The sequence below is a fragment of the Paraburkholderia largidicola genome, from assembly GCF_013426895.1.
GTDB classification, from domain to species: domain Bacteria; phylum Pseudomonadota; class Gammaproteobacteria; order Burkholderiales; family Burkholderiaceae; genus Paraburkholderia; species Paraburkholderia largidicola.
The window spans coordinates 877,069-890,165 of record NZ_AP023176.1; the positions used below are offsets into that span (position 1 = coordinate 877,069).

12 protein-coding genes and 1 pseudogene are annotated in these 13,097 nt (G+C 61.2%); 4 read left to right on the top strand and 9 right to left on the bottom strand.

Features of this window, described 5'->3' with window-relative positions:
• Window positions 1-32 precede the first annotated feature (32 nt).
• Genes PPGU16_RS32645 through PPGU16_RS32665 form a run of 5 tightly spaced genes read right to left on the bottom strand, consistent with a single transcriptional unit; the run spans window position 33 to window position 5,421 of the window.
• Window positions 33-1,619 carry a solute symporter family protein gene (locus PPGU16_RS32645; RefSeq protein ID WP_180726837.1) on the bottom strand — a complete coding sequence of 529 codons (1,587 nt, stop codon included), beginning with the start codon at window positions 1,617-1,619 and terminating at the stop codon, window positions 33-35.
• Window positions 1,612-1,986 (bottom strand): DUF485 domain-containing protein, encoded by a 375-nt coding sequence (locus PPGU16_RS32650; protein ID WP_180726838.1) that lies wholly within the window; start codon window positions 1,984-1,986, stop codon window positions 1,612-1,614. The genes PPGU16_RS32645 and PPGU16_RS32650 overlap by 8 nt, the downstream gene beginning before the upstream one ends.
• Before the next feature lie 53 nt (window positions 1,987-2,039).
• Window positions 2,040-3,362 carry a fumarylacetoacetase gene (gene fahA / locus PPGU16_RS32655; RefSeq protein ID WP_180726839.1) on the bottom strand — a complete coding sequence of 441 codons (1,323 nt, stop codon included), beginning with the start codon at window positions 3,360-3,362 and terminating at the stop codon, window positions 2,040-2,042.
• 56 nt (window positions 3,363-3,418) lie between these two features.
• The gene (locus PPGU16_RS32660; RefSeq protein ID WP_180726840.1) at window positions 3,419-4,648 is read right to left on the bottom strand and encodes a CaiB/BaiF CoA transferase family protein; all 1,230 of its coding nucleotides are present in this window, start codon (window positions 4,646-4,648) and stop codon (window positions 3,419-3,421) included.
• Window positions 4,649-4,650: 2 nt separating this feature from the next.
• Window positions 4,651-5,421 carry an enoyl-CoA hydratase/isomerase family protein gene (locus PPGU16_RS32665; RefSeq protein ID WP_180726841.1) on the bottom strand — a complete coding sequence of 257 codons (771 nt, stop codon included), beginning with the start codon at window positions 5,419-5,421 and terminating at the stop codon, window positions 4,651-4,653.
• Between the two features lie 390 nt (window positions 5,422-5,811).
• Between PPGU16_RS32665 and PPGU16_RS32670 the strand changes: the two genes are divergently transcribed.
• Window positions 5,812-6,891 carry an AraC family transcriptional regulator gene (locus PPGU16_RS32670; RefSeq protein WP_224028418.1) on the top strand — a complete coding sequence of 360 codons (1,080 nt, stop codon included), beginning with the start codon at window positions 5,812-5,814 and terminating at the stop codon, window positions 6,889-6,891.
• Window positions 6,892-6,942: 51 nt separating this feature from the next.
• On the opposite strand, the gene PPGU16_RS32675 is transcribed toward PPGU16_RS32670, so the two are convergent.
• The 3 genes and pseudogenes from PPGU16_RS32675 to PPGU16_RS32685 all read right to left on the bottom strand — a co-directional run bounded on the left by PPGU16_RS32675 (window position 6,943) and on the right by PPGU16_RS32685 (window position 9,873).
• Window positions 6,943-7,740, bottom strand: coding sequence for an ATP-binding cassette domain-containing protein (locus tag PPGU16_RS32675; RefSeq protein WP_180726842.1), 798 nt, complete (start codon window positions 7,738-7,740; stop codon window positions 6,943-6,945).
• Between the two features lie 14 nt (window positions 7,741-7,754).
• Complete coding sequence (locus PPGU16_RS32680; protein WP_180726843.1) at window positions 7,755-8,765, bottom strand: ABC transporter permease; 1,011 nt, start codon at window positions 8,763-8,765, stop codon at window positions 7,755-7,757.
• A pseudogene (locus tag PPGU16_RS32685) lies at window positions 8,765-9,873 on the bottom strand (sugar ABC transporter substrate-binding protein). The gene PPGU16_RS32680 and the pseudogene PPGU16_RS32685 overlap by 1 nt, the downstream one beginning before the upstream one ends.
• Window positions 9,874-10,477: 604 nt before the next feature.
• On the opposite strand from PPGU16_RS32685, the gene PPGU16_RS32690 reads away from it, so the two are divergent.
• From PPGU16_RS32690 to PPGU16_RS32700, 3 genes are all read left to right on the top strand, one after another.
• Window positions 10,478-10,864 carry a hypothetical protein gene (locus PPGU16_RS32690; RefSeq protein WP_180726844.1) on the top strand — a complete coding sequence of 129 codons (387 nt, stop codon included), beginning with the start codon at window positions 10,478-10,480 and terminating at the stop codon, window positions 10,862-10,864.
• Window positions 10,865-10,876: 12 nt separating this feature from the next.
• The gene (locus PPGU16_RS32695) at window positions 10,877-11,119 is read left to right on the top strand and encodes a hypothetical protein (protein ID WP_180726845.1); all 243 of its coding nucleotides are present in this window, start codon (window positions 10,877-10,879) and stop codon (window positions 11,117-11,119) included.
• 258 nt (window positions 11,120-11,377) lie between these two features.
• Window positions 11,378-11,740, top strand: a complete 363-nt coding sequence (locus PPGU16_RS32700) for a translation initiation factor Sui1 (RefSeq protein WP_180726846.1) — start codon at window positions 11,378-11,380, stop codon at window positions 11,738-11,740.
• Window positions 11,741-11,844: 104 nt separating this feature from the next.
• Here PPGU16_RS32700 and PPGU16_RS32705 read toward each other — a convergent pair whose 3' ends face one another.
• Complete coding sequence (locus PPGU16_RS32705) at window positions 11,845-13,062, bottom strand: FAD-dependent monooxygenase (protein ID WP_180726847.1); 1,218 nt, start codon at window positions 13,060-13,062, stop codon at window positions 11,845-11,847.
• Between the last annotated feature and the right edge of the window lie 35 nt (window positions 13,063-13,097).

The following is a 13,097-nucleotide window of genomic DNA, read 5'->3' on the forward strand; positions in this document are numbered from 1 at the left end:
TTGGACAGATAGTTGGCTTGAGCGCTCTCGCGTCAGTGTTTTGATGCGGCTTCCGCTCCGAGGCCGCTTAGCATGCGAAGTTGCTGCGCATCGAAGGAGCCGTCGCCGGCGTGCTGACGTGTCGTCACCGATCCGATCCAGCCCGCGATAAAGCCCACCGGAATGCTGAACAGACCGGGATTCGAGAGCCAGAAGGGCGGGGTGGAATCCTTGAAGATGATGCCTTTCGCTCCGATCACGGCGGGCCCCAGCAGCACGAGGCCGATCGACGAAAGGGTGCCGGCGAGTACCGCGGCCACGGCGCCTCGATCCGTAAAGCGCCGCCAGTACATCGAGTAGAGAACCACGGGCAAGTTTGCGCTAGCCGCGATGGCGAACGCGAGTCCTACGAGAAACGCGACATTGAAAGTCTTTACGAGCAGCGCGAGTCCCATGGCGGCGATACCGAAGACTATCGTGGCGATCTTCGCGATCACGACCTGCCGACGTTCCTTGTCGCGCGACGCCGAGAAGAGATGGCCAAAGATGTCGTGAGAGATGGTCGAGGCCGAGGAGATCATGATGCCCGAGACGACGGCGAGAATGGTTGCGAAGGCAATTGCCGAAACGCACGCGAGCAGAAGTTCACCGCCCACAGAACCCGCACCGCCGCCGAGTGTCGTGGCGAGCAGCGTGATGGCGCTGTTTCCGGAGCTGTGTGTCGCGAGAATCGCCGCCGGTCCCACGATCGCGGTGGCGGAAAAGCCGAGCACGATCATCATGACGGCAAAGGACGTCATCACGATCAGGCCGATTTTCGCCGACTGTCTCGCCGCGACGGCGGACGGCACCGTGTAGAACCGGGTCATGACGTGCGGCAGGCCCGCTGTGCCCAACGCCAGGGCGAGCGTGAGTGACAGCGTATCCAGCGGGTCCTTGAAGTAGCCGCCGGGCACGAAGTACTGCGCGGGGTGCAGCGATGACAGGCGTGCCTTGGTGAATAGCGCGCCCACGTCGAACGAGAAATGCGCGAGAGCAAGCAGCACGAGCACCGCGCCGGCAGTCCAGACGAGGACAGCCTTGACGATCTGCACGTAAGTCGCGGCCACCATTCCGCCGAACAGCACATACGCGATCATGAGTACGCCGATCAGCACGATGGCCGCGTTGGCGCCGATCGGCAATAGCAGACTCGCCAGCGCGCCCGCGCCGACGAGTTGCGCGAGCAGATAGGCTAACGAAATGATCAATGAAGAACCCGATGTCGCCGCTCGCACTGCGCGGCTGCGCAAGCGGAGTGCGACCACATCGGAGAGCGTGTATTTGCCGCAGTTTCTGACCGGCTCCGCGACGATCAGCATGATCATGATCCATCCGGCGATGAAGCCGACCTGATAGACGATGCCGTCGAATCCGAACAGGGACACGAGGCCCGTCACACCGAGGAACGAGCCCGCGGACATGAAGTCTCCCGCCAGCGCGAGGCCATTCTGAGCCGGCGACAGATTGCGTCCGGCCACGAAGAAACCGGAGGTTCCGCGCGATCGGCGCGTGCTCCAGCCGGTCAGAAGGAGGCTGAGTCCAATAAAGCCCACGAAGGCGATGATTCTGAGTCCGCCATGACTGATCAGGTTACTCATGTCGGTCACCATCCGGTTGTGCAGACGCGCTGCGAAGCAGTTCGGCCGCTTTCGGGTCGTAGGCTCGCCCGGCCCATGCGCAGTAGCCCCAGAAGGTCGCGATCGTGAGCGCGAACTGAACGACGACCGCAAGCAGTCCAAGGTTGAGTTCGCCATAGACGGAGATGGACATCGCGCCGGGAAACTCCAGCACTGCGATCAACAGGCCAAAGTAGATTCCCAGTGAGATGTAAAGCAATGACCACACGAAGCGGTTGCGGAACTTTGCGAGCGCTTGCGTCTTCTCGACGAGTGACGTGCCGGATGATCTGACTTTCGTCACGTTTTGCCTCTCGAATTCCGCGTTGATTGATTCCATCGATTGCATGTCGGGTCTCCTCCGTTATCGTCTTTCGTGACTGACATCTGTCGCAGCCATCGCTAGCGCTTTGCCGGTAAAACTTCGCCGCGGCTCTCGCCAAATCCGATTCGTGCAAAGCCTGCTTTCTCGCAGTAGCCGCGCAGAATGATGGCGTCGCCATCCTCCACGTAGCTGCGCTGTTCACCCGTACTCAGCGTGACGGGCTCGCTTGCGTTGCGTGCAAGTTCCATCAGCGCGCCTGCCTCCGATCTTTCCGGGCCTGAAATGGTGCCGCTGCCAAGCAGGTCTCCCGGACGCAGATTGCAGCCGCCCACGGCGTGATGCGCGACCATCTGCGCGATGCTCCAGTACTGATGCCTGAAGCTCGTGTGTGAGAGTTGCGTCGCCGGGAGATTCCCGGCTCTATGGCGAGAAGTCTCCATGCAGACTTCCAGTTGGATATCGATGGCGCCCGTCGTGCTGTTTCGGTCGGAATCCAGATAAGGCAGTGGCTTGCCGTCCGCGTCCGGGCGCGGCAGGGGAAGCCTGAAGGGCGCCAGTGCCTCCATGGTCACGATCCACGGCGAGATCGTGGTGGCAAAGTTCTTTGCCAGAAACGGCCCTAATGGCTGCATCTCCCACGCCTGAATATCGCGCGCGGACCAGTCGTTGAGCAGACATAGCCCGAATACATGACTATCGGCCTGATCCAGTTCGATCGGCTCGCCGGCCGCATTGCCTTGTCCGATGTAAATGCCGAGTTCGAGCTCGTAATCCAGCTTGCGCGAAGGCGAGAAGATCGGGGCCTCTTCACCCGGAAGCATGGTTTGACCGGCTGGGCGTCGGAACCGCTGACCACTTGTTCCGATGCTTGAAACCCGGCCGTGGTAGGCGATGGGTATCGACTTGAAGTTGGCGCCGACACCATTCAAGCCGAGTAGCTTGCTGATGTTGGTCGCGTGATGAATCGAGGTGTAGAAATCCGTGTAGTCGCCGATCTGCGCGGGCAGGCTGTGTTCCACTTCCGATTGCGGGATCAGACATGCCTCGATTGCGGCGCGATCTTCAGAAGGGGCGCGCTCGTGAAGCGCAGCGAATAGCGTGTGGCGCAATGCACGCCATGCGGAGGGACCCATCGAGAAGAACGCATTGAGCACGGGCTGTGCGCATGCCCGCGCGGCCTCGCCCGCGATTCCATCCAGACGGGCACGAGACGCCCACGCGGCGATGTCGACGACCTGATCGCCGATGGCGACCGCGCCCCGAAACGCCTCGTCGACATTCCTTCTGCGGACAACCGAAAGCGGCAGGTTCTGGATTGGGAAGTCGCCTGCCTGTGCATTCGCGGACGCGACCCAACTGCGTGCAGCGGGATCATGAGTCTGATTCAGAGTGTGTTGCATGTTCGTCTCGATTCATTCGGGGAAGGCGCAAGCCGTGCGCGTAAGAGCATCGACGTTCAGTCGAACGGGCGCGTGGGGCCGGGCCTGCTGAGAAGAATTCCGCGTTCCTGTAAATCCCGAATGAACGCTGCGCTGAGCTTGCGCTCGGCAAGCACTTCGGCGTTATGCTCGCCCTGGAAAGCGGGGCTGCCCGGTTGCGGCAACTCGGACTGGCTGAAATGCCACGGCGCGCCGGGCATGCGTGTCGTGCCGCCCGATCTGTCGTCGACATCGACCAGCGCGCCCCATTCCTGCACCCACTCCGAATCGGCGAACTCGTTGACGCTGCGGACCACGCCAATGGCCAGTCCCGCTTCGCTGACCTGCGTCTGGAGCAGATCCAGATCGTTGAACGTGAGAATCCACGCGCGGACTTCGGCCAGCAAAACGGCAACGTTCTGCCGCCGCAAAAGCGCCGTGCCGAAGCGTGGGTCGCTCAGCAGATCGTTGCGACGCATCATCGCGCAGTAACGCGAAAACATCGGCGTGTAGATCGGGCTGCCCGCGATGGTGAGTTGGCGTCCATCGGGCAAATCGAAGATGTGCGAATCGGGCGCCGAGAGAATGATCGGCTCGCCCTCGGTGTCGATTTCCGATAGTTGTGCGCCCACCCGTTCGTTGACCGATAGCATGGTCGCGGCCATCGAGACATCGACGTGTTGTCCCTCGCCGGTTCGCGCGCGATGCGCCAGCGCGGCCAGAATGCCGATCACGCCGTGAAGTCCCGTGTACATGTCGGCGTGGCTGCATGCATCGTTGCGGACTTCCGTCAGCGCATCGCCGAAATGGTGCTGGACGATGTCCGTCAGTCCCGACTCGGCCTGCACGGTCGGCGCGAACGCAGGCCGGTTGCGCCACGAGGTCGATTGTCCATAGCCGCTCAAGGACGCGTAGATCACGGACGGGTTGAACGCGCGCACCTGTTCGTAGCCGAGGCCAAAGCGGTTCAGCGTCCCTGGACGAAAATTTTCGACGATGATGTCCGCGTCGCGGCACATGTCGACCATGATCGAGCGTGCCTCCGGAAAGTTGAGATCGAGGCTCACGTTGCGCTTGCCCGCGTTCTGCTGCACGTAATACAGCGACATGTCGCCGATATGCGGCATGCTCACGCGGCCGATATCGCCGGAGGGCGGTTCGATCTTGGTCACGGTCGCGCCAAGATCGAGGAGCGTCTTGGTGCAATGCGGTCCGGCCAGCACACGCGTGAAATCGATCACACGAATACCTTCGAGCGGTGCTGACATGATCAATCTCCCTTGAATTCGGCCGTGGCGGGCCCGGTCGCAAAGAACGAAGCGAAACCGCGTTCGCGATCGCCCGTCTTCCAGATCATGTTGTTGAGATTGATCTGTTCCAGGTCTGCGCTGCGCACGCCGCCGCTGGCCGCGAGATTGGCCTGCTGCTTGATGCCGTTGAGGACTTTGGTCGGGCCTGCCGCCAGTTGGCGGGCGAACGACATCGCGGCAGTCTGCAGTTCGCCTTCGGGCACGACGTGATTGATGATTCCCCAGCGTTCGAATGCTTCTGCAGAATGCCGGCGCCCGATCAGCGCGATTTCCTTGGCGCGCACGACGCCCGCTCGCTGAACGAGTCGTTGCGTCCCGCCGAGCAGCGGAATCAGGCCCACGATGTTCTCGACCTGGCCGAAGTAAGCCGTGTCCGCAGCGACGATCATGTCGCAGGTGAGCGCCAGTTCGAGGCCGCCGCCAAGCGCTGCGCCGTGAACCGCGGCGACGGTCGGGACGGGTGCGTTCTCCAGCACGTCGAGGAACTCGAGGAATTGATCGGCGTCGTGCTGGATCACCGTCTTGCCATCGGTAAATGAGCTCATCTCCGCGCCAGCGGAAAAGTGGCGCATGTCGCTTTTGAGAATGATCGCGCGGGCGCCTTCGGCGACTGCACTGCGATACGCGGCGAGCAGATCCGCGATCATCGCGTCGTCGATCAGGTTGTGCGGTGGCTTGGCGAGTGAAACGATTCCGACGGCGCCATCCATTTCAATCTTTACTGTGGTCATGGTTCTCTCTGCAATGTGCGATAGGCGAAGCAAAGCCACGGGCTTCAGGCAGCCCTTGTGGTGCTGCACGCGCGTTTGGGCGAACTGGCGAGTCCGTTACCGATGGTTTTTATGAAAGCCGCCGACGGGAATCAGCGGACGTGTTGCATCGCCACATAGAGGCCGATTGCGCCATCCATGGGTTCCAGATGAGCGTTGATCAGGGTTCGTCACGCGCTCGGGAGCGGGGTTGGCTGAGGGCTTCAAGGCTTGTCTCCATCTGTTTTTCGGCGTGTGCCGTTGATGGTTACTATCTCAGCGAGCCCAGGTGGACAGCAACGTCCAACCCTGCCAATTGCCGCGTCAAACTGTGCCAAACGCGACCGACGACAATCCGGAAAATGTGCGAGCATGTTCGCAACTGAAGTGAGGCCTATCGTGCGACCACCAAAAATGATCACGCCGTTGCATCCGGATCTCGACGCGCCGACGCAGAGTCTTTTGGGCCTTGCTGCGCTCGCCGCCGAACTGGCCGCAGAAGGCGTTTCCGTCAACAAACTGTTCGCGGGTACGGGCGTTCACGCCAATCAACTGGAGGATTCGCAGGCGAGAATTTCGCATCGTCAGCGGCTCGCCATTTATCGAAACGCCCAACGGCTTGCAACGAGAGCGGATGTGGGATTGCTTGCGGGTGCGCGTCAGAGGATCAGTGACTTCGGCATCTATGGCTATGCCATGGTCAGCAGTACGACCTTTGGAGACGCCCTGAAATTCAGCGTCGAAAATGTCAGGATGGCTGGCGCAGTGTTGCAGATCAGCTATTCCACAGAGGGGAACACGGGCATTCTGCGCAGCCACGGACTCGCATCGTTAGGCGACATGTTGCCGTTCGTCGCCGAGTTCTGGCGAAGCTCGATGACGGTGTTGTTCAGCCGGGTGCTGGAAGCGCCTTTTCCGTCGAAGCGGATGGTCATGGCCTATCCGGCGCCGCCGCATTGGCGAAACTACGAAAGGATGTTCGACTGTCCCGTGGAGTTCGGCGCCGACACGATGGAATGGCATTTCGACGTGCATGTACTGGACCGTCCGTGTCCGAATGCGAATCCGATTACGGCACAAATCTGCCAGCAACTTTGCGATCGCATTCTCGAAGAACGCGATGGCCTTCCTGAACTCCCGCGGCAGATCCGCATGGCCTGCCTCAACGCACCGGGCGTGTTCCCATCCGCGGAGAAGATGGCCGCGCAGCTTGGCATGTCGCTTCGAACCTTGCATCGACGGCTGGCTGAGGATAACTACTCGTACCAGGCCTTGTTGAACGATGTGCGCCGGTCGCTCGCCATCGAATTTCTGGAAAATACGAGGCTTCCCATCGATCAAGTCGCCGAGCGTATTGGATTTTCGGATGCGGCGAGCTTTCGCCGGTCTTTCAGAAAGTGGACGGGGAATTCGCCTAGCGTGTATCGGAAGGGGATGGACGCGGAAGGGTGATGTTCGGGCGAGCCTTTACATCAGCGTGATCGCGAGTCTCAACTGTCGCTCTCAATGCGCCCCGGCCGATCGCATGGCGCGGTATTCCCGCCGCACGATGTCCATCAACTCCGACACGGAAGTCAGCGCGCTCTTTTGCTCGAAGGTCACGCGTCCGCGCTGCATCAGCATGATGCGATCGGCGATATCGAGCGTCTGCGCATAGTTGTGCATGATCATGATGATGGACAGGCCGCCTTTTTCCTTCAGACGCATCAGCAGATCGATGATGAGCCCTGCCTCACGTGCGCCCATTGCGGCGAGCGGTTCGTCGAGCAAAAGAATCTTCGCATTGGAATGCACGGCGCGCGCCACGGCGATGGCCTGCCGCTGACCGCCAGAAAGCCTCTCCACGGGCAAGTCCACGGAAGGCACGTGAACGCCGATATCGTCGAGACACTGGGCCGCGCGCTCGCGCATCTTCTTGTGGTCGAGCAGCCTGAACGGTCCGCGCCGTACGATCTCGCGGTTCAGGAACATGTTGTGGTAAATGCTCAGCGAATTCGCGAGCGCGAGATCCTGATACACGCATTCGATGCCGAGCGAACGTGCGTGATCGACGGAACGCAGCATCGTTTCCTGACCATCGATGTAGAGCGTGCCGCCCGTTTGCTGGTGAAAGCCCGTGAGAATCTTGACGAGCGTCGACTTGCCCGCGCCGTTGTCGCCGAGTACGCCGAGAATTTCGCCCTTGCCGAGCTTGAGCGAGACGCCGTCTAGCGCGGTCACTGCGCCGAAACGTTTCACAAGCTGCTCGCCGCGCAGCGCAAGCGGCGCGTCGGGCGCAACGTTCTCGCCAGGCAAGGCCATGTGCGATTCGTCCACTAGTGTCCTGCCTTACGGCGAATGCGGCCGACGTGGATGTTGAATATCATCGCCGCCAGAATCGCGGCCCCGAGAATGATGTTGAACGTAAATGCGTTGATGCCGATGAGCGTGAAGCCGTCATTGAGAATACCGAGCACGGCAGCGCCGATCAGGCCGCCCACGATCGTGCCCGAGCCGCCCGTGAGCGGCGTGCCGCCGATCACGGCAGCGGCCACGGCCAGAAACATGATCTGATTGCCGCCCGCCTGCGGATCGATCGACGTAATGCGAAAGGCTTCGAGCATGCCGGTGAAGCCCGCGAGCACCGCGGCGAGGATGAAGTTGCCGAGGCGCAACCGGTTGACATGAATGCCGGCCTCGCTCGCGCCGATTGGATTCGCGCCTGCGGCCTGCGTATGCAGGCCCCAGCGCGTGTGCCGCAGAAGCACATGCATCGCGAAGGCGATCGCCGCGGTCCAGATGATCTCGCTATAACCCCACGCACCCATGACAGCCGAGAAGCCAGGCGTGCCCGGCGCGGGCGCGGGCGTGCCGCGCGAGGCAGTGAGCGTGATGCCGTTGATGAGAAACAGCGTACCGAGCGTAGTAACGAACGAGGGCAGCCGCAGCCACACCGTCACGGCGCCGTTCACGAAGCCGACCAGCGCCGCAGCCACGAGCCCCGCGATCACGGCGAGCCACATGGGCGCGCCTGCGTCGTTGGCGAACACCATCATGAACGGCGCGAAGGCGAACACCATGCCGGCGGAGAGATCGATGTCGCCGCCAATCATCAACATGATTTCGCCGAACGCGATGATCGCCACCGGCGCGATGAACTGCGACAGGTTGACGAGGCTTGCGTTGGTGAGCAGGAAATCGTGGTTCGCGAACTCGAAGTAGGCGGCCAGCAGCACGGCCACGAGCAGTATACGCAGCTCGGCCGACCAGTGTGATGTGAACGAAACCCCCGCGCGCCGGGGCGCGGGGGCTGCTTCCGGCTTGCCTGTTTCGTCCGCTGGATTCATCACGATCTGATTGCGCCGCTCATCGGAACGATTTGCGGCTTGGTCGTCTTGCCTTCGTAGCGCGTCGAGGTATTCAGGTAGGGCTCGACGGTTTCCTTCGTCACGAATTTCAGACCGGTGTTAATGTCGGCCGGTCCGACCAGCCCGCCCGAGGCGAGGAACACGAACGCCTCCATGACCGTGTAGAACCCTTGAACGTACGGCTGCTGATCGATGGTGAAGTCGAGGAAGCCTTCGTGGATGAGCTGGATCGTGGTCGGCAGCAGGTCGAAGCCGCCACCATGTACGCCCTTCGACGGAAGGTTCGATTCTTTCATCACTTGCGCGACGCCCTGGGTGCTGCCTGCATCGACGGCGAACATGCCCTTCAGGTCCTGGTGACCCAGATAGAAGGACTTGATCTTCGATAGCTCCTCGTTGACAGTCGCGCCCGTGGCCACGGTCTGGATGTCGATTTTCTTGCCGGACTTCTTGATGGCCTCGCTCGCACCGTCCAGACGCGGCTGGATGTTGAGCTGCCCGGTGTGGCGATGAAAAGCGCGACCATGCCGCTGTCGATCAGGCTCACGATGCGCTCGCCCATCTGATAGCCGGAGAGATACAGGTCCTGGCCGATGTAGGCGAGGCGCGGATTCTTCTTGCCGCGCGGCGCATCGGCGTTATAGGAGAACACGGGAATACCGGCGTCGAGCGCGGCCTGGATAGGCTTGTCGAAGGCGCCTGGATCGACGATAGGCACGGCGATGGCATCGGCCTTTGCGGCAATGGCTGAGTTCACGGCGCGGACCATTTCGCCCGCGTCCGAAGTGGCCGAGCCCGTCCACTGATAATCCATGCCGAGCAGCGAGCAGGCATCCTGAATGCCGTACTGCGTGGGTACGAAGAATGGATTGGTGGTGACGTGATTGACAAACACGATCTTCCACTTCTTGTGCGAAGGGAAAGCCGCCTCCGCTGCCTGCGCGGTGCCGATCAGCCCGCCCGCGCCGCCTAGCGCACCCATCAGCGAAAGTGCCGCTCCGAGTCCCGTGCCCTGCATGAGCCCCCGCCGCGCCGCGCTAAAGCCGGTGCGGTCGTTTTCCTGATCGTCATCGCGTTGCTGTGCCATCTCTTCCTCCGGTTCTTTTCTTCGTTGGTCGATGTGGTCGACGTTGCGTCAATCGCCTGCTGATGCTCAACGGCACCGGGAGTGCGCGGCAGCGCGGAAATGGTGTGTGAAGACGTGCAACCCCGATTCAAAGGCGCTCGATATGCGTGCGGTACCGGAAAAATGGTAGTGCAACGCGCTTACGCCCTCTAATCCATGTATACCCGTAACTAGTCCGACTATTGGGATGCCAGGTCCCACGAAAATGACCGTTCGTCGAACTCGGGACAGGATTGGGTGCTGATGCGGTGCGAGGTAACTCGCCGGCGGGACAGTGGGGATGGCCGCTGCGCCTTTGAAAGCGGTCGCCATGGAATGCACAGCCTGCCGCGCAGTACCGATCCAGGCAACCTGGATCGGGGAGAGTTCAGCCTTACTACGCCATTGCAATGATTTAACGAACTATTGCGCGTCGCAGCGTCCGTTAGCGAACGCAATTCCACCGATACGCAGATGGCAGTTACCGCGGATCAACTAGATTCAATCTGGAAGTACTTTCGAACCGAAGTGATGTTGTGGGCGTTGAGCCTTAGCACGACCGCAATCCCACTTTCTGGAGGTGAGTATGGCGGTCACTGTCATAGAAGCACTTGTCGGCACGATCGAAACTGGTCAAACGATGTTCTGGACGATAACTGGCGTGGACCCACCTTTTAACAGAAGCCTGAGCACAAAAGCACGACCACCGCGGCTAGTTGAATGGCAGGCGATCCCCCTTGTGGTTGAAATAGGATCGGACGTACTGGATCGTCCGGTGCTTGAGAATCCCCATCGGGAATTACGCAACATAAAGGCCGGACTGCAGATTACGACAGTCAGCGTAGTGCAGGAGGACGACACCAGTATTTCGCACGTCGTACCGATAACATGTTTCGACGCCGGGAATGCGCCTCCCGGCATGCATTTCACGGTCACCTACGTCCTGTATGCAATTTGCACAGATGTGCCATAGCGGGAGCGATCCATGAAACTGAGGGTATTTTACGACTCGAATGGCGTCATTCAGAGCGTTGCGCATATCAATCCAAAAGCAGGAATGCAGGCTTCTATCGCTGCTGCCAGTTCCCATCTCGACATCGACATGAAAAAAGCGGGAGCTAACAGTCCAGGAGAAATTCACGCCTGCTTTAGAGTCGATGCGCACGGCGGTCTATATCGACACTCAGAGCGAAAACTCGTTGCGATTTCTGAACGACCGCGGTCCTGACGCGCGAGGCGATAGGATACGTGCTGATGCGAATGCGTCGAATATTGGCGCCAGACGTGCTTGAGCGAGCATGGCGGCAACCGTGCATCCGCTCTCGCCGTAGCAGAACCTGATCCGGCGACACTATTGCACCGAGGTTGATACGCAGGCGCACCGGCCGTCCCGTCGAGATCGAACGCTCTGGTCGGATTGTTTAGCACACCCTGCCGGATGCACCCCTGCTAAACTCGGCTCGATTAGTCTTAGAGTAAGTCGATCATGAAGAGTGGTTCAAAAGGCGGCCTTGTCTATTCCACCGATGCCGGGCGGATGTGCCCCGAATGCAGACAGGCGCTTGCGGCATGTATCTGTCAGGCGGTTGCCAGGACACAACCGGCAGGCGATGGCGTAGTGCGAGTGACGCGCGTGACCAAGGGCCGGGGCGGGAAAAGCGTGACGCTAGTCAAAGGACTGGCGCTCGATCCTCTTGCCCTGGCCGCGCTGGGCAAGCAGTTGCGCACGGCCTGCGGTTCTGGCGGAACCGTCAAGGATGGCGTGATCGAAGTACAGGGCGACCATTGCGATCGGATCATCGAAGCGCTTAGAAAAGACGGCCACAGCGCGAAGCGGGCCGGGGGCTGATTGCTGTAACGAGCGGTGACGCGACATGCTCGACGGCACCGCGAGCGGCCGTGCGGCATTCAAGCGCCATTCGTCCGTGCATGCACGCGTCAACGCGAGGCAGGTCAAAGCCAGGTGCCGCCCTGGCGTTCGGTCGGCTCTTGCGCAAGCGCGTCGAAATCGTGAATCCAGTCCAGGTGATGGAGCAGGCTGTCGCGTTCGCGAAGGCGGGCGTTGCGCGCCTGCGCCTCGGGTCCGTCCGGCAGATGCAATACGTCAGCCGTCGTTATCGACGCGTACTGCACCTTGCGCGTGCGTCCCCGCCGCAAGCGCTCGTAGGCCTCCTGCGCCTCGCGCCAGCGACCCGGGCCCGCCTTGGCCAGCTGCGCGGCCAGCACGACGGCATCTTCGATCGACTGATTCGCGCCCTGGCCGTGATGTGGAACGAGCGCATGCGCGGCATCGCCGATGAGCGTCACGCGGCCCTTGCTCCAGCGTCCGAGCGGGGGACGATGGAACAGACCCCAGCGCTGGCTGATGGGCACCGCGGTGATCATCTGCACCACGGCGGGATGCCAGTCCTTGAACAGGCGCAACTGCTCGCCCTCGCTCGCCGATGTGACCCAGTCGCGCGATGGCCACGGTGAGGGATGGCGCTCGACGAGCAGAAAGTTCTGGTCGCCTTTGTCGCCGATCGGATAGTGAAGCAGATGGCCTTGCGGTCCGACCCAGAACTGAATGGCCTCGGGATCGGGCAGGAGAGCCATGCGATCGGCCGGCACCACGCCACGAAAACCTGAGCAGCCCGAATACAGGGCATCGTCGTAGCCGAGCATCCAGCGGCGCGTGATCGAGCGTGCGCCGTCCGCGCCGATCACCAGGTCGGCGTCGATCTGCCGACCGTTGGCGAAACTCAGACTCACACGATCCGGATGCTGCACGAGATCGGTCAGGCGATGGCTGAGATTGATACGCTCGAGGCCGACCGCTTGCGACAGCACGGCCTGCAGATCCGCACGATGTACGCCCCAATACGAACCGCCGAACTGCTCACGATAGCCCGGTTCGCCACGATGCTGTCCGATCGTTTCGCCGCTGCGCCCGTCCCGATAGATCAGCGCGGGTATCTCGGCGCATACCGCGTCGAACGCTGCACGCAGTCCCATGCGCTCATAAAACCGCGTCGCATTCGCCGACAGCGCGACGGCCGCTCCGACCTCGCGAAGCTCTTCGGTCTGCTCGTAGAGCTGCACGTCGATGCCATGTTCTCGCAGTGCGAGCGCGAGCGTGAGGCCGCCGATGCCGGCGCCGACGATTGCGATCTTCAGATCCAGGTGTTCCATGGGGTGTCTCCGATATTCAGACTGTGTGATTGAGG

What these genes read in the sequence shown, in the direction of transcription:
- PPGU16_RS32645 (WP_180726837.1), bottom strand. Translation starts at nt 1,619, where the DNA reads ATGAGTAACCTGATCAGTCATGGCGGACTCAGAATCATCGCCTTCGTG.
- PPGU16_RS32650 (WP_180726838.1), bottom strand. Translation starts at nt 1,986, where the DNA reads ATGCAATCGATGGAATCAATCAACGCGGAATTCGAGAGGCAAAACGTG.
- fahA (WP_180726839.1), bottom strand. Translation starts at nt 3,362, where the DNA reads ATGCAACACACTCTGAATCAGACTCATGATCCCGCTGCACGCAGTTGG.
- PPGU16_RS32660 (WP_180726840.1), bottom strand. Translation starts at nt 4,648, where the DNA reads ATGTCAGCACCGCTCGAAGGTATTCGTGTGATCGATTTCACGCGTGTG.
- PPGU16_RS32665 (WP_180726841.1), bottom strand. Translation starts at nt 5,421, where the DNA reads ATGACCACAGTAAAGATTGAAATGGATGGCGCCGTCGGAATCGTTTCA.
- PPGU16_RS32670 (WP_224028418.1), top strand. Translation starts at nt 5,812, where the DNA reads ATGTTCGCAACTGAAGTGAGGCCTATCGTGCGACCACCAAAAATGATC.
- PPGU16_RS32675 (WP_180726842.1), bottom strand. Translation starts at nt 7,740, where the DNA reads ATGGCCTTGCCTGGCGAGAACGTTGCGCCCGACGCGCCGCTTGCGCTG.
- PPGU16_RS32680 (WP_180726843.1), bottom strand. Translation starts at nt 8,765, where the DNA reads ATGAATCCAGCGGACGAAACAGGCAAGCCGGAAGCAGCCCCCGCGCCC.
- PPGU16_RS32690 (WP_180726844.1), top strand. Translation starts at nt 10,478, where the DNA reads ATGGCGGTCACTGTCATAGAAGCACTTGTCGGCACGATCGAAACTGGT.
- PPGU16_RS32695 (WP_180726845.1), top strand. Translation starts at nt 10,877, where the DNA reads ATGAAACTGAGGGTATTTTACGACTCGAATGGCGTCATTCAGAGCGTT.
- PPGU16_RS32700 (WP_180726846.1), top strand. Translation starts at nt 11,378, where the DNA reads ATGAAGAGTGGTTCAAAAGGCGGCCTTGTCTATTCCACCGATGCCGGG.
- PPGU16_RS32705 (WP_180726847.1), bottom strand. Translation starts at nt 13,062, where the DNA reads ATGGAACACCTGGATCTGAAGATCGCAATCGTCGGCGCCGGCATCGGC.